The organism is Methylobacillus flagellatus KT (genome assembly GCF_000013705.1).
GTDB classification, from domain to species: domain Bacteria; phylum Pseudomonadota; class Gammaproteobacteria; order Burkholderiales; family Methylophilaceae; genus Methylobacillus; species Methylobacillus flagellatus.
This window is the reverse complement of sequence record NC_007947.1, coordinates 1,335,908-1,359,043: the sequence shown is the minus strand read 5'-3', so window position 1 is coordinate 1,359,043 and position 23,136 is coordinate 1,335,908. Positions and strand designations below refer to the sequence as shown.

Here is a 23,136-nt window from a genome sequence, read left to right as displayed (position 1 = left end):
CAGATATGATAAAAATGATAAGAATTGCCAATCATAAAAATGTCATGCTAACTACATCAGTTTCCGGGGATCAAGCATTGCGCAAGATACTCATCATCGAAGATCAAGAAGATGTGCGCAAACTCATTCATATGAGCTTGGGAAATGATCGATACACCATCCATGAAGCAAGCAACGGGGACACCGGTCTGGCTCTCGCTGAACAATTGAAACCAGATTTGATTCTGATGGACATCATGATGCCCGGCATCATGAATGGATACCAGATATGCGGCATACTGAAAGAGAGGGAAGATTTCAAGAACACGAAAATTATTTTCCTGACTGCGCGCGCGCAGGAACAGGACATGGTCGACGGATACCGCTCAGGCTGCGACGAATATCTGGTCAAGCCTTTCAGCCCGATCCGGCTGGCAGAGATCGTCGATTCACTACTATGGTCAGACAGCAAGACCCAGCCAGAACATTATTAATCAAGCTTCCCCTTGCATGGCATAAATGGCCGGCAAATTACGCCACCACCCATAGGCATCCATTCCGCATCCGAATACATACTGGTCCGGCACCTCCAGTCCGACGAAATCAGCCCTGATCGGCTTGACCCGCCCCAGCATTTTTTCAACCAAGACCGCAACGACAACCTTGCTGGCACCCAGTGCCAGACACTGCGCCTTGATTTCTGCCAGCGTGACCCCCTCATCGAGAATATCATCGAGCAATAAAACGGTACGGCCGCGCACCTCCTCCCCGGGCTTCATTTTCCACACCAGCTGGGCATCGCCATGTGTCCGGTTGTGATAGCGGGTGGCCTGCACATAACCGAACTCCAAAGGGAAAACCAGCTGTGGCAATAATTGCCCGGTGAATACCACCCCGCCTCCCATGACACACAGGACGAGAGGTTGGTCCTGCCTTAGCGTGGCAGTGATTTCCTGCGCCACCCTCGTCACCGCCTGCTTCACTTCCTCTTCAGAAGAGACCAGCGTGGATCGCTGCAGAATGAGATCGGGGTTACCCTCAAGTACCACCACGACTGCTACTTGGTTAGATCACGTAAGTACTGGGCAAACTCTTTGCCAAACTCCTCATGCTTCAAGGAATACTCGACGTTCGCCTTGACATAACCCAGCTTGCTGCCGCAATCGTAGCGCTTCCCATCGAAACGGTAAGCCAGGATTTTCTGTTTTTCCATCAAGGCGGCAATGCCATCAGTCAACTGGATTTCCCCGCCCTTGCCCGGCTTGACGTTCTCCAGGCATTCAAAAATTTCAGGCGTGAGAATATACCGACCGACAACAGCCAGATTGGAGGGCGCTTCTTCCGGCTGCGGTTTTTCCACAATGCCATTCAATTGCAACACATTCGGGCCACTCACCTCTGTCGCATCCACAATGCCATAGCTTGCCGTCTCACTGGGCTCCACATCCTCGACACCCAGAATGCTGACACCCTCTTGGTCGAACAGCTCTGTCATCTGCTGCATGGCAGGTTTGTCGGCATCAATAAGGTCATCGGCCAGGATCACAGAGAAAGGCTCGCTGCCGACCACGGACTTGGCAAGCAATACCGCATGCCCCAAACCAAGCGCCTCGGCCTGGCGAATATAGATGCAGGAAACATTTTTTGGCAGGATATTGCGGATTTCTTCCAGCACCTTGGTTTTCTTGCTTGCCTCAAGCGTCGCTTCCAGCTCGAAGGACTTATCAAAATGATCCGGGATGGTGCGCTTGTTGCGCCCGATAATAAAAATCAGCTCGGTAGCACCGGCGGCCACAGCCTCCTCTGCTGCATACTGAATCAGAGGCTTATCCACAATTGGCAACATTTCCTTGGGACTCGCCTTGGTTGCTGGCAGGAAACGTGTCCCTAAACCTGCCACTGGAAATACTGCCTTGGTAATTTTTTTTGCCATTTCTATCTATCTTTCTTCTAATGTATGGTTGAAGACTCGGGGGGGAACATCATGGATGGATTGGCATGAATATCCCCTGCATACTCCTCCACCCACATGCCCAGCTCTTGCTTGATGACAGATTCATCTATGAGCGATGCCCTGTCGATCCATTTCAGCAATGCCTGAACCCAAGCACCATCCACGCTTCGCGCCACGGCAATACGTAGCTTGTCGTGGGGTGTTGGTACAGTGAGCTCGTCGTCAGCCAAAAGTTCCTCGTACAGCTTTTCGCCGGGCCGCAAGCCAGAGTATACAATCTGAATGTCATCTTCATTAAGCCCGGATAACCGGATCATATCACGGGCCAAGTCCACAATCCGCACAGGGTCTCCCATATCCAGCACAAATATCTCCCCGCCACCACCCATCAATCCAGCCTGCATGACCAGCTGGCACGCCTCCGGGATGGACATGAAATAGCGAGTGATCTCGGGATGGGTAACGGTAATTGGCCCGCCCGCCGCAATCTGCTCACGGAACTTGGGGATTACACTGCCACTACTGCCCAGCACATTGCCAAAGCGCACCACGATAAAACGCGTACCCGACTCCTCCTGCAGGCCTTGGCATATCATTTCCGCCAGGCGCTTGCTGGCCCCCATCACATTGGTGGGATTAACCGCCTTATCGGTGGAAATCAGCACGAACTTGGCAACCCCTGCAGTTTTGCATGCCTGGGCGAGCGTGTAAGTACCGCTGACATTATTTGACAATGATTCCGCCACATTGCGGTTCTCCATCAAAGGCACATGCTTATACGCAGCAGCATGGAACACCAGTTTGGGCATATAACGGCCAAGCACCTGCCCCACCCGGCGTGCGTTCCTGACATCGCCAACCACGTATTCAATGCGGGTATCAAACTCCAGATTGTCAAACTCCTGCTCCAACCGATACAACGCGTACTCCGACTGATCCAGGCAGACCAGGCAAGCTGGACGGTATTTCAGCACCTGGCGGCATAACTCAGAACCGATGGAACCACCTGCACCAGTAATCAGCAACACCTGCCCCTCGATCAAATGCTGGAGCCCCTCTCCATCGAGACTGACCGGCTCCCGCCCCAGCAAGTCCTCCACCTCGACCGGCCGAATCTGTGCCATGCTCAGGTGGCCACTCATCAGGTCATCAAACGACGGCACCGTGAGCGCAGTCAGCCCATTTCTGCTTGCCAGCTCGACGATTTCCCTGCGTCGTTGATGACGCGCGGATGGCATGGCCACAATCACATGATTGACCGACAAATCCGCAGCGATCTGTGGCAATTGCGCAATCGACCCCAGCACATTGACGCCCAGTAGCTCTCGGCCATGCATGGTTTTCTTATCGTCCAGCAACCCAACGACATGCCATTCACGGCTTTTGGAAAGATCCTTCAACAAGGCAATCGCTGCCTCACCCGCGCCGAGCACCAGCACCGGCTTTCCGGAAAACTGGGCAGAACCATACAGGCGATGTTCTTTCCATGCTCGGTAAGCAAAGCGGCTGCCGCCCATCAACAGCAGCAACAGCATAGGATCCAAGATCAGCACCGAGCGAGGAACAATGCCGTGTGGCTTGAACATGAACAAGATCGCAACCACAAGCACTGCGCTGATCGCAATCGCGCGCACCAAGCGCTGCAAATCCGGCAGGCTGGCAAAACGCCAGACGCCTTTGTACAACCCAGCCAGCAGAAACACAAATGCCTGCAGCGGAATCACCCATGCTGCGCTGTCGAGCATACTCTGGACAAAATTGGCCGGAATATCAAAATTGAACCGTAACAGGAAGGCTGCCCACCATGCCAGCGCAGCAGCAACAATGTCATATATCCAAGCGCTCAAAGAGCGTGGATTCTTCAAACTGATGTAGTTCGACCACTTGAATGAGGGGAAATAATGCAGCACGCGCCCAGCCTAAAGTGAAAATGAATAACATTCTACTAAAAACCACGGGACAGTGACGACCAATCATGGATCAACACTTTGTAGCCAGGCATTGGTTCCTGCCGAGCTCAGCGCACGACCCGGTCGCCCTGTCCTCGACCCAGCACCGTCTGAATCAGCAACTTGAAATAAAGCCGTACATTCATCTCGCGCAGCATCCTGGCATCGGTCTCGGCAAGCAGCCTTGGCGTCGACATGTCTATATCATTCACCTGTGCAAGGCCGGTAATCCCTGGCCGCGCATGGTAAACGCCACGCAACTCGCGCTCGGCCATCAGCTCCTCCTGATTGAACAGGTTCGGTCGAGGCCCCACCAGGCTCATTTCTCCCTTCAGGACATTCCAGAGCTGGGGCAGCTCATCCAGCTTGGTCCTGCGCAAGAACCGTCCGAGCCGGGTGATGGAATTGGTGGAAGCCAGATGGCTCGCCACAGAAGCCGTATCCACCTTCATCGTCCGAAATTTCACCAAAGTAAACGGCTGCCGGTAGCGCCCAACCCTCACCTGGCGAAACAAGGGAGCACCTGTATCAAACAAGCCGAGGGTATAAATCGATAGCAATAGCGGGAATCCCAGTACCAAGCCTATCACCGAAAAAATAATGTCAAAAAATCGGATCAAGAATCAGCCCTTGGTAGAGAAACAGCGCTTCAAGCCCTCATCCACTGAGATCGGCGGAACCCACCCCAACAACTCGCGCGTCTTGGAAATATCGACTTGCAATGATCCCAGGAGACGCTGGGCGATCAATCGCTTGCCACACATACGCAAACCCATCTCTAGCCAGCGGGCAGACACTGGCATCAATCGGGAGGAAACGCCCGCAGCCTTGGCCAAACGCCGCAACAAATCTGAAGTGGACAAATCCTCGCCATCGCTTACCAAAAAAACCTGGTTGGCTGCCGCGGGATGGTCAATACACGTGACGATGAGGTTCACCAAATTATCAATCGCCACCAAAGACCGTTGGTTATGAATGGCGCCCAGAGGCAACGGTATTCCACTTTTCACCAACTTCATCATACTGGCAAAATTACCCTTCACTCCAGGCCCGTAAACCAAAGGAGGGCGAATAACCACCACATCCATCCCTGTCTCCCGCGCCAGGGCCAGCAAACCCTGCTCTGCCTCGAACTTTGAAATACCGTACGCATCTTCGGGAGCTGGTACATCGTACGCAGTAAAAGGCTTTCCAGGTAGAGTCTGTTCGCCGTTGACCTTGATGGAACTAATGAATACAAACCGCTTAACTCCGGCCTTTGCCGCCTGACGCGCCAGATTCAGCGTCCCTTCGACATTCGTTTCACGATATGCCGCCAAGGGATCAGCAAGCTGTTCCCGCATGACGTGCACCCTGGCTGCCAGATGGATGACGGCATTGATGCCGTCCAATATCAGTGACCAATCCGTTTGACCGTCAATTGAAGCAACCTGATCACCCAAAGCGTCAGCCCGGATAGTGCCCGCACGCCCAATTGCTTTTACGGGGAAGCTCTGCCGCCTTAGCGCACTGCACAAAGTTTTACCTACAAACCCTGTAGCGCCTGTCACCAGTAATTGCATCATGTATTAACAATCAAGAAAACCAACAGGATAATCCCAAAAACGTTACAACTCTGGCTACTTCATCATGACGCACTCTGCTACGAAGCGTCAACTTCGCGGAACAATGCAGCATATGCCTTTCCTAATGCCGGGCCGGAAAAGAGCAGCTCATACCGCTGACGAGCAGCAGCTCCCATCTCTGTAGCCAGCCTATCCTCTGATAACAAAACCGCCATCGCCGACGCCAATGCTTCAGGAGAGGCCGGCTCAACGACAAACCCTGTTTCTTCATGATGGTTGACATATGAAGTGCCTGTGCCAATTTCGCAAGAAATCAGCGGCTTCCCGAACATGGCAGCCTCTACCAGCACCATGCCGTACGCTTCAGACCGCAAATGCGATGGCAACACAAGCGCTCTGCAGCATTGAAGCAAGGTTACTTTTTCCGCGTTAGTCACCATCCCGGCAAAAATCACATTCTCTGCACCGACTTCGCCAGCCAATGCTTTCAGGCGCGCGCCTTCCGGCCCCGCGCCAGCAAACACCACCTTTGCGCCTATCCGCTTTGCTGCCTTGACCAGAAAATGCGCGCCTTTGTAATAACGAAGAACGCCAATAAAAAGAAAATAAGGCTCATCCTTCCCAATGCCTAGACGCTGCAGAATCTCCTCATCCCCTGATTTAGGATAAGAAGACTCCTCAATACCAAGTGGAATAACCCTGACTTTTTCGCGAATCTCAGGATGGGAGAGAACGGGACTGGTGCGTGCATACGCTGGAGAATTCGCCACCACAAGCCTCATCTGGCGCAACACCTTCCACATCAAAGGAGCATATAACCTCCCTAAAAGCTGCTGACGCACCACGTCCGAGATATAAGTCATGACGGCCGGACAACCTGGGCGAACCACCGTATGCAGAACATCCGCAAATGGCCACGGAAAAAGGTAATGTAGCACATCAGATTTTTCCGCCAACCTGGAAAACGCAAGAAATGCGCCGATACCGCCCAGATCGCATGATGCCGGAGCCGCCCAGGAGCGGCAACGAACAACACAAGCCTCCGGACGCTGCAAGATTGCCGGACGCGGCTGCGGAGAAAGCGTAAACACCGTATTATCGACGCCCTGCATACCCGTCGTGAGGGCAATCTGGCGAATTGCCTCCTGCAACCCGCCTGGAGGGTCAGGAAAATAGGTACGATAAACATGAGCAACGGCAAGATCCTGCATTAAACACTCCTATTACGGTGGCGCCATAGCCCTAACGCAACGCAGCAGCCTAACACCGCTTCGGTCACAACAGTCATCCAGGCAGCTCCAATCAACCCATATTGGGGAATCAGCCAGAGATTTCCTGCAATATTTAGCACTGCGGCAAAAGATGCCGACATTGCCAGCCAACGTTCGATACCCAGCGCTAGCGCAGCTTGGTTCAGCACGCCATTTGGCAAAATAAAAAGCAAAGCGCAGCCGAGTATCGCCAGAATATGATCAGCTCCCGCATAGGCCTCGCCATATGCAACCGCGATCAAAGGCGTGCTGCACAACCAGAAAAACACCATGAAGAACACTCCAACCATCAGCGCCCCTGCCAGCACCGGCAGCATTCTCCGCAACATCAGTCGGGGAGAAGCGCTACCCAGACGAAACTTGCGGAACAAAATAATACAGAGCGGCGAAGCAAGCAGAATCACCGCCTCAATCAAGCGGCAGGCAACCCCGTATTTCCCGACTTCAAACTTGGACACATCTAACCATTCCAGCAACAGCATGTCCGCTCGAAAATAAAGGACTGTCGCGAGATCCAACCACACGAATGGCAAGGTTGCCGCATAAAGAGTAGGAGGAATCTTCCATAGCGGGCGCGTGCGCAGATAGTGCATGATCAGCAAACCGAAGGCGGTCGCACCGACAAACTGGGCAAAGAATACCTGCCACGGTTTCTCAGCTCCCATCAGAATGACAATGCACACGCACGCAGCTGTGAAGGTTCGATTGCCCATCTGCCACGAGGCATCCCTTACCATCCGCCCATCTCCGCGGAGAATGTTCAAACCGAACTGATTGGTCACAGATGCTGCGAAAAACCAGATAACCGCAACAATCGTCAGCGCATGCTTGGGCAGTACCAATAAAGCGATCAACGAAAATATGCTGGCCGCGATAATCACATGCCCCAAGGCAGCCTGCGGCAATATGGGCAGGAATCTGAGCAATGCAGGTGTGGGATGGGCGCGTTCTCTTTGCAACAATCGCCCGAAACCACCATCAAGCAGAATGGCGGCAATGGCTCCGCCGGACAAGACAACCGAATAAACACCAAATGAATCCGGCCCAAGCGTCCGCGCAATCAAAATGCTGACCGCCAGAGAGATGACCCCGACAAAACCAACGGCGAGCCACTGTGCGCCCAGAAAACGGATGATCATAAAAAGGGAAGGAGTGCGATGTTTGACGGTGCGTTGATGTTAAGCAGCCTCTCGCGTCTTTTTATAGACGTCAAGCGTCATGGAGGCTGTTTTGTCCCACGAATATGCCAATGCGCGTTCTTGCCCCTTGTTCCTGAAACTCTCTGCCAGTTCCGGCTGTTCCAGCATCGATTGCATTGCAGCGGCAATGTCGCTGACATTCAGAGGATTCACCAGCATGGCGGCATCGCCCGCCACCTCTGGAAGAGAAGTGGTATTGGAAGTAATAACGGGAGTTCCAGCCGCAAAAGCTTCGACTACGGGCAAACCAAATCCCTCATACAACGAAGGAAAGACCAAAGCCGTTGCACCTTTCAACACTGCAAGCAAGTCGGCATCCGGCAAATGCTTGAGCCACCTCAGAGAATTTCCTGAAGAAGACGAAGTCAACATTTCAACCACATCCTCGCATCGCCACCCTGCCCTACCAACAATCACCAACGGCACTTCGTTACGTATCCCTTGGGGCAAGGACCGATATGCCTCGATTACCCGGCCGACATTCTTCCTTGGCTGCAGCGTCCCCACGACAAGAAAATAGTATTGAGGCAGATTGTACCGTCTCAATACCACCTTCATCGCCTCTTCTTCCAACGGCTGAAACCACCGCTCATCCACGCCAAGCGGGATGGCACTGATCTTTTGTGCCTCAATACCGAAATGCTGTGAAATTTCCTGCTTCGAATACTCAGAGATAGTAATGATATGCGATGCCCAGTGCGCAGAGCGCTTCCATAACGCATTTTTCATCTTGCGCAACTTGGGGGATACCCACTCCGGATGCGACAAGGGAATCGCGTCCATGATGGATGCAATAACAGGAACTTTTCCGTAGTTGGGAATAAGATGATCAGGCGCATGAATCAGATCAACACGCTCCTTCAATTGAGCTGTTCCCAGAAAGGGAAACCCGGATACAGCCGATACTGCAGCAAGCGGCGCATATCGTCCAAATGTCGTCGGAGCACGTGAGCCGATAGGAAACTGTGACGGAGAATACCCGTACGAGATAGGGAAAAGCTCGACGGCCGGGTCAGCCTCGAGTCTTTTCATCAGCTCCCGGGTATAACTACCAATTCCATCGATTCCCCCCAATGCCAGGCAACGTGTAAGCACGGTGACACCAAAACCTACCTTCATCATTTTTTTTCTTTTCGCGTAGCGTGTTCCAGCATGATCTTCAAGGTAAGCGCTAAAGGAACCAGCCTCCCCTCTCCAATAGTACGGAACAGCTTTGATGGATCACCGCATAATGTCTTGATCTCGTTATTCCGCACGAACTGCGGATTTACCTTGACCTCGATATCATGCGCCGTCAATTCCCTCAACATCCCGATTACTGCACGCAATGTCACCGGAGCACCGCTGCAGATATTAAACACCTCACCCGGCACAGCCTTGTCCAACAAACGCAGATAGGCCTCGCAAACGAAAGCCACATCATTGAACTCGCGCTCCACATCCAGATTGCCCAGTTCCACGGTCTGCGCCTTGCACGCGAAATGCGCCACCAGCTTGGGAATCACGAAAGACTCAGCCTGCCCCGGCCCCGTGTAATTGAACGGCCGCACAAAAAACAACGGCAGTCTGTCCAGATAGGTACGGGCCATGTGCTCCATGGCCAGCTTGCTCATTGCATAGTGATTGACCGGCGCCGGCGCCTGCTCTTCGGTGATAGGTGAATGCGCTGCATTGCCATACACATTCGCACTGCTTGCCAGCAGTACGCTGCGCGGCGTCACGGACAAGCCAGCCAGCGCATCCAACAGGTTCAGGGTACCGATCACATTGACGTCATAAAAGGCACTAACATCCGCATGACCAACAAAACTGATCGCTGCCAGATGAACCACTGCTTCCGGACGAGCCGCCTCAACTTCGCGTTGCAATACAGCCTTGTCCGTCAAATCGGCCCTCAGTGCAACAACCTCATGGCCGGCCGCTTTCGCGGCCGTCAGAAAATGGCGCCCGGTGAATCCATCAGCACCAGTAAGCAGAATTCTCAAAATGAGAAACCTTCCGTGTTGCGGCGCAGATCGGCCTCGACCATCATCTGGCAGAGTTGCTCCAGCGTTGTCTTCGGTTCCCAACCCAGCTTGGCCTTGGCCTTGGCTGGGCTACCGATCAGTAGGTCCACTTCCGCTGGACGGTAAAACTTCGGATTGACCCGAACCACTATCTTACCGGTTGCAGTATCCACGGCAACTTCGTCCTCGCCCTTGCCCTTGAACTCAACAGCAATGCCAGCCCCCTTGAACGCCATGCTTACAAAATCGCGCACAGTCTCGGTACGATTGGTCGCCAGTACAAAGGTATCCGGCTCATCCGCCTGCAGGATGCGCCACATGCCTTCCACATAATCCTTGGCATAGCCCCAATCACGCTTTGCATCCAAGTTACCCAACTCCAGGCAATCAAGTTTCCCCAGCTTGATCTTGGCCACCGAATCCGTGATCTTGCGCGTCACGAACTCGCGACCACGCAACGGACTCTCATGATTGAATAAAATACCGCTAGATCCGAAGATTCCATAGCTTTCACGATAGTTAACAGTCATCCAGTGCGCATACAGCTTGGCGACACCATAAGGACTGCGTGGATAGAAAGGCGTATCTTCCGTTTGTGGAATCGCCTGCACCTTGCCGAACATTTCGGATGTGGATGCTTGGTAATAGCGAATATTGGGATTTACTAAACGAATGGCCTCCAAAAGATTGAGCGCACCGACACCTGTGATCTCCGCGGTAGTAATAGGTTGCTCAAAAGACACGCCCACAAAACTTTGCGCAGCTAAGTTGTACACTTCTGTTGCACCTGTGCTCTGCAATAGACGGATGCTTGCTGACAAATCGGTCAGGTCGTATTCAACCAAAAGAAGATTTGGGTCATTTTCAATTCCCAGCTCTTCAATACGCCAGAAGTTGACCGAGCTTGTACGGCGGAAGGTACCGTAAACCTTATAGCCTTTACTAAGGAGAAGTTCTGCGAGATATGCACCATCTTGGCCTGTGATGCCGGTAATGATGGCAGTTTTTATGGTCATCGTATTATGCCTTATGTATTTAAAGTCTTACTGTATATGTATATATGGTATGTAAATAATGGATTCGTTAGAACAGCGTCTAAATTATCTTATTATTTTCCTTCATCTTTTTTTGGAAACTAGACGATTTCGATCTCAGGAAATGGGAAGATAAACCTGCCGCCATCAGCTAGAAAGTCCTTTTCACGGCGCAGGATACCATCTTTGAAATGCCATGGAAGCACCAAGAAGTAGTCGGGCTTGGCAGCGCGCGCCTCTTTTTCCGAAATAATGGGAATATGCGTTCCCGGAGTGACTCGTCCGAATTTTTCTTCGTTTACTTCTGCAATGGCAGGGATTTCCTCAGAAGTAAAGCCACAAAATTGTAGTACTACATTACCTTTGGCAGAAGCTCCATACCCATATATTTTTTTGCCGTCAGCTACTAACGAATGAATTAAGCGCCTGAGATCATCGCGATGACGATATACACGCTCCTCAAATTCACGATAAGGCCTTGGGGTAGATAATCCCATCCGGTCTTCTTGCTCAAGCATCCAATTGATCACTGCAAGGTTAGGCTTAATACTCGTATTAGAACGCTTGGCAGCAGTCACGGCAAAGCTGCCTCCGTCTCTCCTGGCTGGATATGAAAACTTACTCCTTGCAGAATCCACTTCAATTGGTGGTGCGGCTTACGCCTCAGATCTATCCACTCCAACAACCGAGACCAGCGACTGGGGTATTGCTTGTAGGCCTTACCCAGGTTGGTGACAACAATAGTACCCATTAAAGTTCATCCACCATATCGCCCGCATGTTTGCGGAATAAAGACAGCCCCAGCAGGCACAACACGATAGACAGCGCAAACACTGGCCATAGACTGTACCAGTCCGGCCATTTTGCTTGTACCAATATTCCTTGGAAAGCCTCCATCAAGCGCGCCATGGGGTTAAGCCGCATATAATCTTGTACCCGTTCTGGAAGAATGCTGACCGGATAGACAATCGGCGTAAGCCAAAACCAGAAACTAAGCACAATGCCAAAGAACTGACCTACATCGCGGAAAAACACATTGAGAACGCCCAATATAATACCCAAGCCTAGAGCAAAGACGATCATCAGTATCAATACCGGGATCAGCACCAAATAAGGCCAACCCGAAAACATACCGATCAGCAGCAAGAACGCTGTGAACAACCCAAAAACAATGGCAAAGTTAACTAGCGCGGTGGCGGTGACGATGACTGGCAGACATAGACGGGGGAAACTCAGTTTCTTGAGCAAGTTGGCATTATCGATGAACGTGGTCTGTGAGCGCCCGACAATCTCAGCAAACAAGCCCCAGGTGAGTATGCCAGCGCATAAATGAATGCTAAACGCAAAAGTACTGTCCACGCCAGGCAAACGAGCCTTCATTACCTGCGAGAAAATCACTGTGTACACTACGATCATTGCGAGGGGGTTCAAGACCGTCCAGACTGCGCCTAGCAGCGAATTACGGTACTTGGATTGAAACTCGCGCTTGACGCTGCCCAACACAAAGCCGCGATAAAGCCATAAGGCTTTTAACATGCTGATCATCAAGTGCGTCCGTAGATATCTTGAAAACGAACAATATCGTCTTCGCCCAAATATTCCCCGGATTGAACTTCAATAATCACCAGGTCAAGCAAACCTGGATTTTCAAGACGGTGTTTGTGTCCTGCTGGAATGTAAGTAGACTCATTGGCATTAATGAGCAGCTCGCGCTCGCCGTTGACAACTTTAGCTATACCGCTTACTACAACCCAATGCTCACTACGATGATGGTGCATTTGCAAGCTCAGGCTGGCACCAGGCTTTACCTTGATGCATTTGATCTTAAAATTAGCGCCTTCTTCCAATACGGTGTATGTGCCCCATGGACGGTGTACCTTGCGATGGTAATTTGCCGCACTATGGGACTCAAGCTTGAGTTGCTTCACAACGGTTTTGACATCCTGAGCTCTGGAGTGATGAGCCACAAGCAGGGCATCGGGTGTATCGACCACCAGCAGGTTATCAATACCTATACCAGCCACAAGACGGGAATCACTTTGGATATAGCAATTATTAGCATCCACCAATAAAGCTTCGCCATTCACCCTATTCCCACGCTCATCTGACTGGACCAACTCAGCCATGGCGCTCCATGAACCAATGTCGCTCCAGTCAAAATCAGCTGCGACTACCGCCACTTTTGAAGCACGCTCCATGACGGCATAATCTATGGAAATATCTGGACTTGATGCAAAGTGCTCCTCGCCCAATACAACAGGCTCAGTTTTGGAGTCACTAGATGCCAGGGTCTTTTTTGCTATCTCAAGCACTTCTGGAACATACTCCGCAAGTGCAGCAATAATGGTTTTTGCAGTAAAACAGAATATACCTGCATTCCATGTAAATCGACCTAAAGCAATATATTTCTCAGCAGTTTCCAAATCTGGCTTTTCGACAAATCGAACGACTCTACGCGCGCCTGAGTCCCCAATTGACTCTCCGCCTTCAATGTAGCCATAACCTGTTTCAGGCGTGCTTGGCTCTACACCAAACGTGACTATCCAGCCATTCACCGCCATATCTGTCGCAACAGTCACTGCTTTTGAAAAAACTTTTTGATTACCAATAAGATGATCTGCCGGCATCACCAACAGCACTACATCTTCCCCATGTTTCGCAGCGGCATGTAGTGCAGCAACTGCAATGGCAGGAGCAGTATTGCGCCCTATCGTCTCTAGTAAGTAGCTATGGGAAACATTAGTGTCTGTTGCCTCATAGACATCACGTGTCAGGAAGTAATATTCCTTATTCGTTACTGTGAGCACTTCGCTCACACCATCCAGGCAAGCAGTACGTTGCAAAGTCTTCTGCAGAAGGGTTCTGCCATCAGGTAATTCGATAAATGGCTTAGTTAGAGTTTCACGAGAAACCGGCCATAATCTGGAACCGGCCCCGCCAGACATAATGACAGGAAGCAGCATTAAAAAACTTTTTTATAAAATTGGCTCATTATACCTAAAGAGTTTTAAATACTGAATTAAATTAAATCTTGAGCATTCAATATGAAATCTAATTATATAAAAAATATTGCTACTAAAAACAATATTTAACAATAAAAAAACATCATAAAAATCATAATACTAAATAACACACATCCCAAAAATTTTAAAAGATTACGCTTCAACCAATTCAGAATATCTCATCCCAAGTTAAACTCTTGGATTACAAGAGTATGTTTAAACTACGTTCATCAAGGAGTCTCCTCACATGGCAAATGTATTGATCACCGGCGCCAACCGTGGCCTGGGGCTGGAATTCACCAGGCAATATGCCGAGGCTGGCTGGCACGTACTGGCTTGCTGCCGTCACCCAGAAACGGCCGAGGAGCTGCTGCAGCTTGCTTCACGCTTCAAGCACCTAGTCAGCGTGCACAAGCTGGATGTGGGGAATTTCTACCAGATCGATGAGCTGGCGGCCTCGCTGGCAAGCCAGCCTATTGATGTATTGATCAACAATGCGGGCATTTATCCCGATAGCCCCCATCATATCTTTGGAGATGCTGATTACGAGGCCTGGTTGCAGGCATTCCGCATCAACAGCATCGCGCCTTTCAAGATGGCCCAGGCATTCACGGCACATTTGAAGCAAGGGCAGCTCAAGAAGCTGGTCAACATGACCAGCAAGATGGGCAGCATCAGCGATAATACCAGCGGCGGCAGCTACATCTACCGCTCCAGTAAAACCGCCCTCAACATGGTCACCAAGAGTCTTTCCATCGAGCTAGCAAGAGAAGGCATTACAGCACTGGTGCTGCATCCCGGCTGGGTGTTGACCGACATGGGCGGCCCCAATGCTCTGATCACTGTCGAGCAAAGCATCAGCGGCCTGCGTGAGGTGATAGACCGCGCCACGCTTGCGGATGCAGGCAAGTTTTATGCGTATGACGGACAAGAGATCCCCTGGTAAGCCGTTGCATCCCCATGGAGTACTACGCCCCCTGGTTTTCAAGGGGCGTGGCGCACTCAGTAACCACGATGGTCGGTTCGACCACCTGCAGCATGCGGATATCGACGATGGCTGGCACAATCTAGACCAAGACCTTGCTCCCCTACCCACTGAAGTACTGATCGACAATTCCCGCTCCATCATCAACTGGAACAACTCGCCTGACGTACCTTTTGACCGCTCGATCAATCCTTATCGCGGCTGCGAGCATGGCTGCATCTATTGCTTTGCGCGCCCCACCCATACATATCTGGGACTGTCGGCAGGGCTGGATTTCGAGAGCCGCATCCTGGTCAAGCCGGATGCAGCCCGCCTGCTGCGCCAGGAGTTGAGCAAACAGCATTACCGCTGCGCGCCTATCGCCATGGGCACCAATACCGACCCTTACCAGCCGCTGGAAAAGCAGCATCAGCTCACGCGGCAAATCCTGCAAGTGCTGGCAGAATTCAGGCATCCCGTCAGCATCGTCACCAAGGCAGCCATGGTGGAACGCGATATCGACATCCTTGCCCCCATGGCCAGCCAAGGGCTTGTGCAGGTGTTCATTTCGATCACCACGCTGAGCAACCAGGTCAGCCGCACGCTGGAGCCTCGCGCTGCCGCACCGCAACGCCGGCTCGACACCATCAGGCGTCTGCATCAAGCCGGCATCCCCACGGGGGTGATGACAGCTCCTGTCATTCCTGTGCTGACCGATCCGGAACTTGAACATATCCTGGCCGCTGCAAGCGAAGCCGGAGCGAGCAGCGCCGGTTATGTTCTGCTGCGCCTGCCACTGGAAGTCGCGCCGCTGTTCGAGGAATGGCTACAGCACCATTACCCGCTCAAAGCCAGCCATGTGATGAGCATCATTCGCCAGAGTCGCGACGGCAAAACCAACCATACGGACTTCCATGCACGTATGCGAGGGAATGGCTTGTTCGCAGAGATGATACGCCAGCGTTTCAGGCTGGCATGCAGAAAGCTGGGGCTCAACCAGCGCAGCATGGAAATGGATACTTCATTGTTCCGGCCTCCTGGAAAACCGGAACAATTGGGGCTGTTCTAAGATTGTGAGCAGGATATAAAGCCAGCCGGCGCACCTTGCTTGGCAGTTGCGGACCCAGCTTTCTCCTGGGGTCTCGTGATGAGAGCATGCCCCTCAGTCAAATGCCGGACTCCATCCGGCATTTTTCGGTACCAGCGCTACGCCTCTAATCCCAACCCGCTTACCAGTCTATCCCGGTAAACTTCTTGATGTCGCGGCGCTGGCGCTTGGTTGGCCGACCCATGCCGCGCTCGCGCCTAGCATGCTCATGCTCGCGGGTAACCGTGAGATTTTCGCGCCTGCTGATGCTTTCAGGGGTTTCTTCATACAACAGCGCTGCCTCAGGTGCGCCACGGCGCTGCGTGCTCAGGCCGCGCACGACAACTTCCACCTCCATCTCCTTGCGGCGGATGTGGATACGTTGCCCCAGGCGGACTTCCTTGGCGGGCTTCACCCTGTCTCCGTCCACATGCACTTTGCCGGTGTCCACGGCTTCCGACGCCAGGCTGCGGGTCTTGAAGAATCTTGCCGCCCATAACCATTTGTCCAGGCGGCACTTGCTTTCCTGTTCACTCATGCGATTCAACCTGTATGGTAGTGATTGCGTCGGTAGATATCCTGGTAAGCCCGCAAGCTGCGCTGCACATGGCCAAGCACCGTATCTGCGGGATAAGCGCCCTCCTTATCCGCGCTACCTGCCGGAAGCCCGGTCAGTAGCGCGATTCCATCCAGTACGTGCTCCATGGTGTACAGATGGAACTTGCCTTCGGCCATTGCAAGGATGATATCTCGGTGCAGCAGCACATGGCGCAGATTACTCGCGGGCAACAACACGCCTTGCTGTCCATTCAGCCCGAGTTTCTCGCACAAGCGGAAGTGCCCTTCTATTTTTTCATTGATGCCGCCTATCGGCAGCACATCGCCATGCTGGTTCATTGCCCCGGTCACGGCGATGCCTTGCGCCAGCGGCAGGCCAGAAAGGCTGGAAAGCAAGGCGTACAGCTCCGCGCAAGAAGCGGAATCACCTTCCACGCCGTGATACTCCTGCTCAAACACCAGCGAAGCATTGAGCGACAAGGGAGCCTGCTGCACGAACATGGCGGCCAGCCAGTGCTGCAGGATGAACATGCCCTTGTCATGCTGCGGTCCTGTCAGCTTGACCTCGCGGTCGATATTGATGATGCCTTGCCGGCCAGGATGGCAGCGCGCGGAAATCTGCACGGGAGACCCGAACGCAGCGTCTCCCATATCAATATGCGTCAGGCCGTTGATGCGCCCGACCTGGCGGCCCGTCACTGCAATTTTCAGCTCACCGTCAAGGATGGAATCCCGGATCTGCTCCTCGGCATAATCATGGCGCTGCCGTGTTGCTGCCAGGGCCTGCTCGACTTCGGCCACACCGGTCGGATTGCCGGGCTGGGTCAATGCTGCAGCTTCCTGCAGCAAGGGCAGCAAACGACCAAGCGCCAGACTGACGCGGCACTTGTCCTCTTCCCACTCATGTAATACCTGGAGCAACCGCGCCACCGCAGGCGCAGAAAAATGCGGCAAGCCGTTGCCGTCAGCATGGTGCGCTATATAGCCTGCTATCTGGCGATAAATGTCCGGTGTGGCTTTGACACTGTCCGCGAACTCGACCTTGATGCGGAAATACTGCAGGAAGTCGGCATGCTGTTCATGCAGGTAGTAATAATCGTCGCGGCTCGCCACCAGGATCAGCTTGAAGTCGAGGGGCAAGGCTTCCGGCATCAATGTGTTCAGCGCGGCATTGCCCGAGGCGCTGCCTGCATCCTCGATCTGTAGCTTACGGTTTCGCAACACGCGCCCCAGTTTTTCCAATAATGGACTGCTACCGTCCTGCCGGTCGCCAAGAATATCTTCCAGATGCAGGATCAGCACCCCGCCATTTGCCCGCAGCAGGTTGCCCGCCTTGAGGCGCATGAAATCTGCGAAGTGGTGATCGGCCATCGCTTCCACACCGCCGAACAAGGAAGCATGGCTGGGATCAGCGTCATAGATGACAGGGCTGCCAGAGAGGCCGTCATTGCTAAGCAAGAGGTTGGCACGAAACCGCCCGAGAAAGGCGTCCTGCATATCGTCGGCCTCCTGGTGATTGGCTGTCGTGGAGAACAGTTCGATATGATCGAGCACTTCCTGCACCAGCCCTGCCGACCAACGCTCAAACACCTCCGGCTCAAGCAATCCCGGCAGTATCTGCTGGCGAATCCTTCCCAGCTCCTGCTCCAGCGATGCTTTGAGGCTGGCTTCGCCCCCCGCACCGCTCCCAGTCTCCGTGGACGGCCTGCGCTGCAGCAATGCCGGGATGATGCGCAAGTGTTTGCGAACGAACTGCTCGAGCAAATGCCTGAGCTCACTCCCCCTGCCGGCCTTCAGGCGCAGCAGAATCGGCTTTTCCGGCAATTGAACATTCAGCAGATACACCAGATCCGCCGGCGCAGGTTTTTCTGCCAGCGCCTGCTCCATCATCTTCCTAACCAGGGAAATCCGGCCAGAACCTGGCTCGCCGATCACCAGCATGTGATAGCCGGGATGCTGCATGCGCAAGCCAAGGCTGGCTGCAGCGAATGCCCGCTCCTGGCCTATCCATTGCGCCACGTCATGCTGACCATGCAGTAACAATTCTGCGGTAGTGTCAAAGCCCAGGCTTTGCGGATCAATGGATATATTGAGTTGTTGCGGTGTCAGCTTGCTTAGCATCAGGTAAAAGTATGGTCAGGGTTGAATTTGCAGGAGTGTACTATTGCCAGCGCCCGCGAGCGGCTTGATCGCTTTCGCGGGAATCCAGCCATTTTTCACCTTCCGGTGTCGCTTCCTTCTTCCAGAAAGGCGCTTCGGTCTTGAGGTAGTCCATGATGAATTCGCAGGCGGCAAAGGCATCTCCCCGATGTGCGCTTGCCACAACAACCAGCACGATCTGCGCCTGCGGCGCCAGTGTGCCGATGCGATGGATCACGACGGCATCGAAGATGGGCCAGCGCTTTCTCGCCTGCTCAACGATGGCAGCCAGCGATTTCTCCGTCATGCCCGGATAATGCTCCAGCTTCAGGCTGGCAACTGACTGGCCATCGTTCAGGTCACGCACTTGCCCCGTAAACGACACGACCGCGCCCGCTTGTGGATACTGCAGTCGCAGGCGCGTGATTTCCTCGCCTACGTCGAAATCCTGCTCCTGTACGCGTACCGTCATCTACCCTCCTGTGACGGGTGGGAAAAAAGCCACTTCGTCGCCTGGCCTGACCAGCGCCGACTCCGGCGCCAGCTCTTGGTTGACCGCCGCCCTCAGGTGAGTATTGCCAGAAAACTGCTCTTCCCATACTCCACCGCGCGTAGCCAGCGACTGCATCAATGCAGAAACCGTCGCTGGTTCCGGCCAGTGCAGGCTTTCGCTTTCGGTCCCAAGCGCTTCACGCAGCCTGGCGAAGTACAGTAGCTGAATCATGCGCCGGTCACGTCCTGATCGGTCACCGGGCCGCGCTTGCCATTGATCGCTTCCATCATGAGCACCAACAATTTCTGCTTGTGCTCTTCGTTGTCCATCAGGCTGGAACTGAAGGTAATCCCGAATTTGCTGGCATATTGCTGAATCAGCATGATCAGTCCTTGTTCATCGCTCATATGATTTACTCCTCTAAGTCATTGTCAGGTAGTGCCAGGCCGGCCTGCGGCTCGCCTTCCAGCTCCACGCGCTCGATCTGCGCAAAGCGGCGCGAGATCTTCTGGCTGGTCGTATGTACATCCTGCACGTCCTCGTGCGCCTGCCGAATATGGTCGGCAAGCTTCTTCATGCGCACGTCGAAGCGCGAGAACTCCTTGGAAAGCTTGCCCAGCTCATCCTTGATGATATGCACCTGTTTGCGCGTTTCCACATCCTTGAGCACTGCGCGCGCGGTATTGAGCACCGCCATCAGGGTAGTGGGGGACACCACCCATACCCTGCGGCTCATTGCGTAATCGACGAGGTCCGGATGGTAGGCGTGGATTTCGGCAAACACCGCTTCCGCCGGAATGAACATCACGGCACCGTCGGAAGTGACATTGGGGATGATGTATTTATTTGCAATATCATCCACATGCTTTTTGACATCTGCCTTGAATTGACGTTGCGCGGCGATGCGCTCCGCCTCGCCAATGTCTCGGTCCAGCATTCGATGGTAGTTTTCCAGGGGAAACTTAGAATCCACGGCGACCGTGCCCGTAGGCTCTGGCAGGAACAAGGCGCAATCCACGCGTGTGCCGTTACCGAGCACATGCTGCATGGCGTAGGAAGTCACCGGCAGTACATTACGCACCAGCGCCTCCAGTTGCACCTCGCCGAAGGCGCCGCGCGATCGCTTGTCGCCCAGCAGCTCCTGCAGGCTCACTACATTGGTCGTCAATCCGTCGATTTTTTTCTGCGCCTCGTCAATGGTTGCCAGGCGCTCCATCACGCGCACAAAGGTATCGTTGGTCTTCTTGAATCCCTCATCAAGACGCTCCGACACCTTGCCGCCGATTTCCTCGAGGCGAGCATCCACCGCCTTGGTCAGCAACTCTATCGTATTGGTCAGCTGGGTCGCGGTCTTGAGCATGCTTTCCTGGATCATGGACTGTTCCGCCTTGCCTTGCTCGGCCAGGGTGATATGCAGGCGCTCCAGCATGGTCTCGCGTGTTTGGGCCAGGCTTGCTGTCTGGCTCAGCTCCAGTGCCCTCATGGCGTCGCGCGTCTGCTGCAACTCCTGCGCCACTGCTGTACGCAAGCGCTCGGCTTGATCATGCGAGGATTGGTTGAGGCGGTCGCCCAATTTGTTGAGACCGTCATTCAGGTCGCGCAGCATTTCGCGGTGCTTTTCCTCCAACTGCTGCAGCAACAGCTGGCCGGCATCACCGCCCCGCGATTGACGATAGGCGATCCAGAGCAAAAGCAGCAAGGAAGCGAAAGCAGCGGAAAGAAGCAGAATGTCTGTCATAGCGGTGGAATTATACCGCATCGCCCGCCTACCCCCGCGGCCCGTTTTGGAGTGACTGACAAAACGCGCCTGACGCTGTTGCTCTGCCTTGTCATACGGCTTGTCTATCTGCTACGCAACGCTCAGCCAGGACCGCTTCGTCGGGCCCTGTTGGCCCTCCTATTGATAGCGATGCAGGCAAGCGACCTCATGCCTGCAGAAGCTCGAGATAAAAAGTGACCGCCCCGGATCAGATTAGGAAAAAGCAAGGAGAAATCCGGGACAGTCAGTAAAAAGTGTCAGGCCAGCACCACCAACGACCAGCTTGAAATTTCTGCAAGCTCAGTCACAAGCAGGTTGAAGCCTGCGACCAGCATGACCTTCATGCTGTCCAAGCGCAAAGCACCTTGGGAAAAGCATGCCCGCGGCTTGATGTCGAATGCAATGCAGATACGCTCTTCGTCCGAATGGAACGGCACGGTACGGTGAAACAGCGAAGATGGAAACAATACGATATCACCCACATGAGGCCTGATCGCGCGGACCGGAAAGTCATCGTGCAACCTGGGATAATCATCGCCATGAGTGCTGAATTCAATGCAGCCTTCATCTCGGTTTTCCAGCGCTTGCGGCAATGTGAGATAGACGCAGCCACTCAGCCAGCCAATTTCATGGATGTGTGATGTAAGATGTCCCCCCTGGCGCATGCGCACATACCAGGAGCTGGCAAATTCAACCTGTTCGGGAAAATGGCGCATGAGGTCGCAATCCCGGCCCTCGAACGCCTGCGCATAAGCCAATACTTCAGCGCGAATCAAGTCGGCAAGCTGGCGGAACGACTCCTCCTTGCGCTTGAACAGGTTGCCTGCAGACTGCATGCCGTGATGCAGGCGCCCTTGCTTGCGCTCGGCAATTTCAGTCAGCTGGATGTCTTCCAGCAGTTGTGCCCGCAAGGTGCTGCCCGCCTCCGCCAATGACTTGATATTGCGATGGAAGACGAAATCCATCGGGTTCGGGCAAAAGCGGTAGTGATCCTCCACGCGGAAATTGGTCGCGTAATGCGTGGACAAGGTAGCAAGAAAAGGCGAAACATGGTCTTTGGCCTCCAGCAGGGGCAGCAAGCGGCGCCGGAATATTTCATACTGCCCCGATTTATAAAGGCAGTAGAGTATTCTTTCCTGCCAATCCTCTTGTCGTGAATCCTCGAAATAAGGGATCGCCTCGAGGAAGCGCCCGGCATCGTACAGGAACTGCGCCATGTTGAAAGAGGCAGCCTGGTGCCCTGGCTTCATGCGCAGTGCTTGCAAATAACAAGCCACGGCATTTTCCATGTCGCCTTGATCACGAAACACTTCACCAAGATTGTTGTGCGCATCGGCATAATTGGGCTGCAAGGCAATAGCCTGCCGGTAGTGCGAAACCGCCTGTTCCAGCGCACCACGGTCACGCAAGGCAGTGGCCAGGTTGAAATGTCCTAGCGCATGGTCGGAAATTGCCAACGACTGGCGATAACATGCAATCGCATCATCCAGGTGGCCCTGCTGCTGCAGGGCCGTACCCATGGCACCGTAAGCCTCGAAAAACCCCGGCTCGATCACGACTGCTTGGCGGTAGTGTGCAATGGCCTCCTCAAGCAGCTGCTTTTTCTGCAACAGGGTACCGAGATTGAAATGGGCCACTGCAAGACCCGGGCTGATCTGGATAGCACGCTTGTACGAAGTGATCGCTTCGTCTTCATGTCCAAGTTGGGACAACACCGATCCCAAGTTAAAGTGCATTTCTGAAATAGAAGGATTCAAAGCCAGCGCCCTGCGGTAGCACTGTACCGCCTCCTGCAGCTTGCCCTGCCCCTCAAGCGCCACGCCCAGCACGTTGTAGACAACCAGCGCGCCGGGATATTGCTTAATCAATGCACGCGCTTTCATTTCCGCCTCATGAAGCTGGCCGGTATTATATAAGTTGAACAGCGCATGAACTTCGCCCTGGCCAGGCTGCCGGGCTACCTGCATACCTTGCTTCATAGCTCATCTCCATAGTTCACTTGATGCATTGCAACTCTGTCGGCTGCTCATGCAATACCGTTCCGCTTCTCCCGGCCCGGCAGATATACAAATTTGTATATTCAGTAAGTATTCTGCATGAATGTGCCCCCTGCTGGCAATAGATTCTGTTACAAATTAGAAACATTTTTTACATTTCACTCATGTTTCCGTCAATAA

The 23,136-nt window shown here is 53.4% G+C and carries 24 protein-coding genes; 3 read left to right on the top strand and 21 right to left on the bottom strand.

Annotated elements, in window-relative coordinates; genetic code table 11:
• Window positions 1-14 precede the first annotated feature (14 nt).
• Window positions 15-473, top strand: coding sequence for a response regulator transcription factor (locus MFLA_RS06555; RefSeq protein WP_229407249.1), 459 nt, complete (start codon window positions 15-17; stop codon window positions 471-473).
• Here the strand turns inward: MFLA_RS06555 and MFLA_RS06550 are convergent, their stop codons facing one another.
• The 14 genes from MFLA_RS06550 to MFLA_RS06490 all read right to left on the bottom strand — a co-directional run bounded on the left by MFLA_RS06550 (window position 474) and on the right by MFLA_RS06490 (window position 13,920).
• Window positions 474-1,031 (bottom strand): hypoxanthine-guanine phosphoribosyltransferase, encoded by a 558-nt coding sequence (locus MFLA_RS06550; RefSeq protein ID WP_011479502.1) that lies wholly within the window; start codon window positions 1,029-1,031, stop codon window positions 474-476.
• Window positions 1,032-1,036: 5 nt separating this feature from the next.
• Window positions 1,037-1,912, bottom strand: coding sequence for a UTP--glucose-1-phosphate uridylyltransferase GalU (gene galU / locus MFLA_RS06545; protein WP_011479501.1), 876 nt, complete (start codon window positions 1,910-1,912; stop codon window positions 1,037-1,039).
• Window positions 1,913-1,929: 17 nt separating this feature from the next.
• Entirely contained in the window at window positions 1,930-3,843 is a 1,914-nt protein-coding gene (locus tag MFLA_RS06540; RefSeq protein ID WP_011479500.1) for a polysaccharide biosynthesis protein, read from the bottom strand.
• Between the two features lie 107 nt (window positions 3,844-3,950).
• Window positions 3,951-4,502, bottom strand: coding sequence for a sugar transferase (locus MFLA_RS06535; protein ID WP_011479499.1), 552 nt, complete (start codon window positions 4,500-4,502; stop codon window positions 3,951-3,953).
• Window positions 4,503-4,505: 3 nt separating this feature from the next.
• Window positions 4,506-5,447, bottom strand: a complete 942-nt coding sequence (locus MFLA_RS06530; protein WP_011479498.1) for a UDP-glucose 4-epimerase family protein — start codon at window positions 5,445-5,447, stop codon at window positions 4,506-4,508.
• Window positions 5,448-5,524: 77 nt separating this feature from the next.
• Complete coding sequence (locus MFLA_RS06525) at window positions 5,525-6,658, bottom strand: glycosyltransferase (protein WP_011479497.1); 1,134 nt, start codon at window positions 6,656-6,658, stop codon at window positions 5,525-5,527.
• Window positions 6,658-7,857: a polysaccharide biosynthesis C-terminal domain-containing protein gene (locus tag MFLA_RS06520; RefSeq protein WP_011479496.1), complete on the bottom strand. Its 1,200-nt coding sequence runs from the start codon at window positions 7,855-7,857 to the stop codon at window positions 6,658-6,660. Before MFLA_RS06520 ends, MFLA_RS06525 begins: the two co-directional genes overlap by 1 nt.
• Window positions 7,858-7,896: 39 nt before the next feature.
• Entirely contained in the window at window positions 7,897-9,039 is a 1,143-nt protein-coding gene (locus MFLA_RS06515) for a glycosyltransferase family 4 protein (protein ID WP_011479495.1), read from the bottom strand.
• A complete protein-coding gene (locus tag MFLA_RS06510; protein ID WP_011479494.1) occupies window positions 9,036-9,902 on the bottom strand; it encodes a GDP-mannose 4,6-dehydratase in 867 nt (288 codons plus the stop codon). The genes MFLA_RS06515 and MFLA_RS06510 overlap by 4 nt, the downstream gene beginning before the upstream one ends.
• Complete coding sequence (gmd, locus tag MFLA_RS06505) at window positions 9,899-10,939, bottom strand: GDP-mannose 4,6-dehydratase (RefSeq protein ID WP_011479493.1); 1,041 nt, start codon at window positions 10,937-10,939, stop codon at window positions 9,899-9,901. The genes MFLA_RS06510 and gmd overlap by 4 nt, the downstream gene beginning before the upstream one ends.
• Window positions 10,940-11,058: 119 nt before the next feature.
• Entirely contained in the window at window positions 11,059-11,535 is a 477-nt protein-coding gene (locus MFLA_RS06500) for a methyltransferase C-terminal domain-containing protein (protein WP_229407246.1), read from the bottom strand.
• Complete coding sequence (locus tag MFLA_RS14505; protein WP_229407244.1) at window positions 11,532-11,708, bottom strand: hypothetical protein; 177 nt, start codon at window positions 11,706-11,708, stop codon at window positions 11,532-11,534. The genes MFLA_RS06500 and MFLA_RS14505 overlap by 4 nt, the downstream gene beginning before the upstream one ends.
• Window positions 11,708-12,502 carry an ABC transporter permease gene (locus MFLA_RS06495; protein WP_011479491.1) on the bottom strand — a complete coding sequence of 265 codons (795 nt, stop codon included), beginning with the start codon at window positions 12,500-12,502 and terminating at the stop codon, window positions 11,708-11,710. Before MFLA_RS06495 ends, MFLA_RS14505 begins: the two co-directional genes overlap by 1 nt.
• Window positions 12,502-13,920, bottom strand: a complete 1,419-nt coding sequence (locus MFLA_RS06490) for a mannose-1-phosphate guanylyltransferase/mannose-6-phosphate isomerase (RefSeq protein ID WP_011479490.1) — start codon at window positions 13,918-13,920, stop codon at window positions 12,502-12,504. Before MFLA_RS06490 ends, MFLA_RS06495 begins: the two co-directional genes overlap by 1 nt.
• Before the next feature lie 286 nt (window positions 13,921-14,206).
• On the opposite strand from MFLA_RS06490, the gene MFLA_RS06485 reads away from it, so the two are divergent.
• Both MFLA_RS06485 and MFLA_RS06480 read left to right on the top strand, forming a co-directional pair.
• Complete coding sequence (locus MFLA_RS06485) at window positions 14,207-14,905, top strand: SDR family oxidoreductase (protein WP_011479489.1); 699 nt, start codon at window positions 14,207-14,209, stop codon at window positions 14,903-14,905.
• Window positions 14,880-15,992: a PA0069 family radical SAM protein gene (locus MFLA_RS06480; RefSeq protein WP_195742106.1), complete on the top strand. Its 1,113-nt coding sequence runs from the start codon at window positions 14,880-14,882 to the stop codon at window positions 15,990-15,992. The genes MFLA_RS06485 and MFLA_RS06480 overlap by 26 nt, the downstream gene beginning before the upstream one ends.
• Before the next feature lie 160 nt (window positions 15,993-16,152).
• On the opposite strand, the gene MFLA_RS06475 is transcribed toward MFLA_RS06480, so the two are convergent.
• The 7 genes from MFLA_RS06475 to MFLA_RS06445 all read right to left on the bottom strand — a co-directional run bounded on the left by MFLA_RS06475 (window position 16,153) and on the right by MFLA_RS06445 (window position 22,938).
• Window positions 16,153-16,548 (bottom strand): RNA-binding S4 domain-containing protein, encoded by a 396-nt coding sequence (locus MFLA_RS06475; protein WP_011479487.1) that lies wholly within the window; start codon window positions 16,546-16,548, stop codon window positions 16,153-16,155.
• A 5-nt stretch (window positions 16,549-16,553) separates the two neighbouring features.
• Window positions 16,554-18,689, bottom strand: coding sequence for a Lon protease family protein (locus tag MFLA_RS06470; protein ID WP_011479486.1), 2,136 nt, complete (start codon window positions 18,687-18,689; stop codon window positions 16,554-16,556).
• A gap of 40 nt (window positions 18,690-18,729) precedes the next feature.
• Entirely contained in the window at window positions 18,730-19,179 is a 450-nt protein-coding gene (moaE, locus tag MFLA_RS06465) for a molybdopterin synthase catalytic subunit MoaE (protein WP_011479485.1), read from the bottom strand.
• On the bottom strand, window positions 19,180-19,431 hold the full coding sequence (moaD, locus tag MFLA_RS06460; RefSeq protein WP_011479484.1) for a molybdopterin converting factor subunit 1: 252 nt from the start codon (window positions 19,429-19,431) through the stop codon (window positions 19,180-19,182). It lies immediately after the preceding gene.
• Complete coding sequence (locus MFLA_RS06455) at window positions 19,428-19,607, bottom strand: hypothetical protein (protein ID WP_048811595.1); 180 nt, start codon at window positions 19,605-19,607, stop codon at window positions 19,428-19,430. The genes moaD and MFLA_RS06455 overlap by 4 nt, the downstream gene beginning before the upstream one ends.
• Window positions 19,608-19,612: 5 nt before the next feature.
• The gene (locus tag MFLA_RS06450; protein WP_048811594.1) at window positions 19,613-20,938 is read right to left on the bottom strand and encodes a DNA recombination protein RmuC; all 1,326 of its coding nucleotides are present in this window, start codon (window positions 20,936-20,938) and stop codon (window positions 19,613-19,615) included.
• Window positions 20,939-21,216: 278 nt separating this feature from the next.
• Entirely contained in the window at window positions 21,217-22,938 is a 1,722-nt protein-coding gene (locus MFLA_RS06445) for a tetratricopeptide repeat protein (RefSeq protein WP_011479482.1), read from the bottom strand.
• Between the last annotated feature and the right edge of the window lie 198 nt (window positions 22,939-23,136).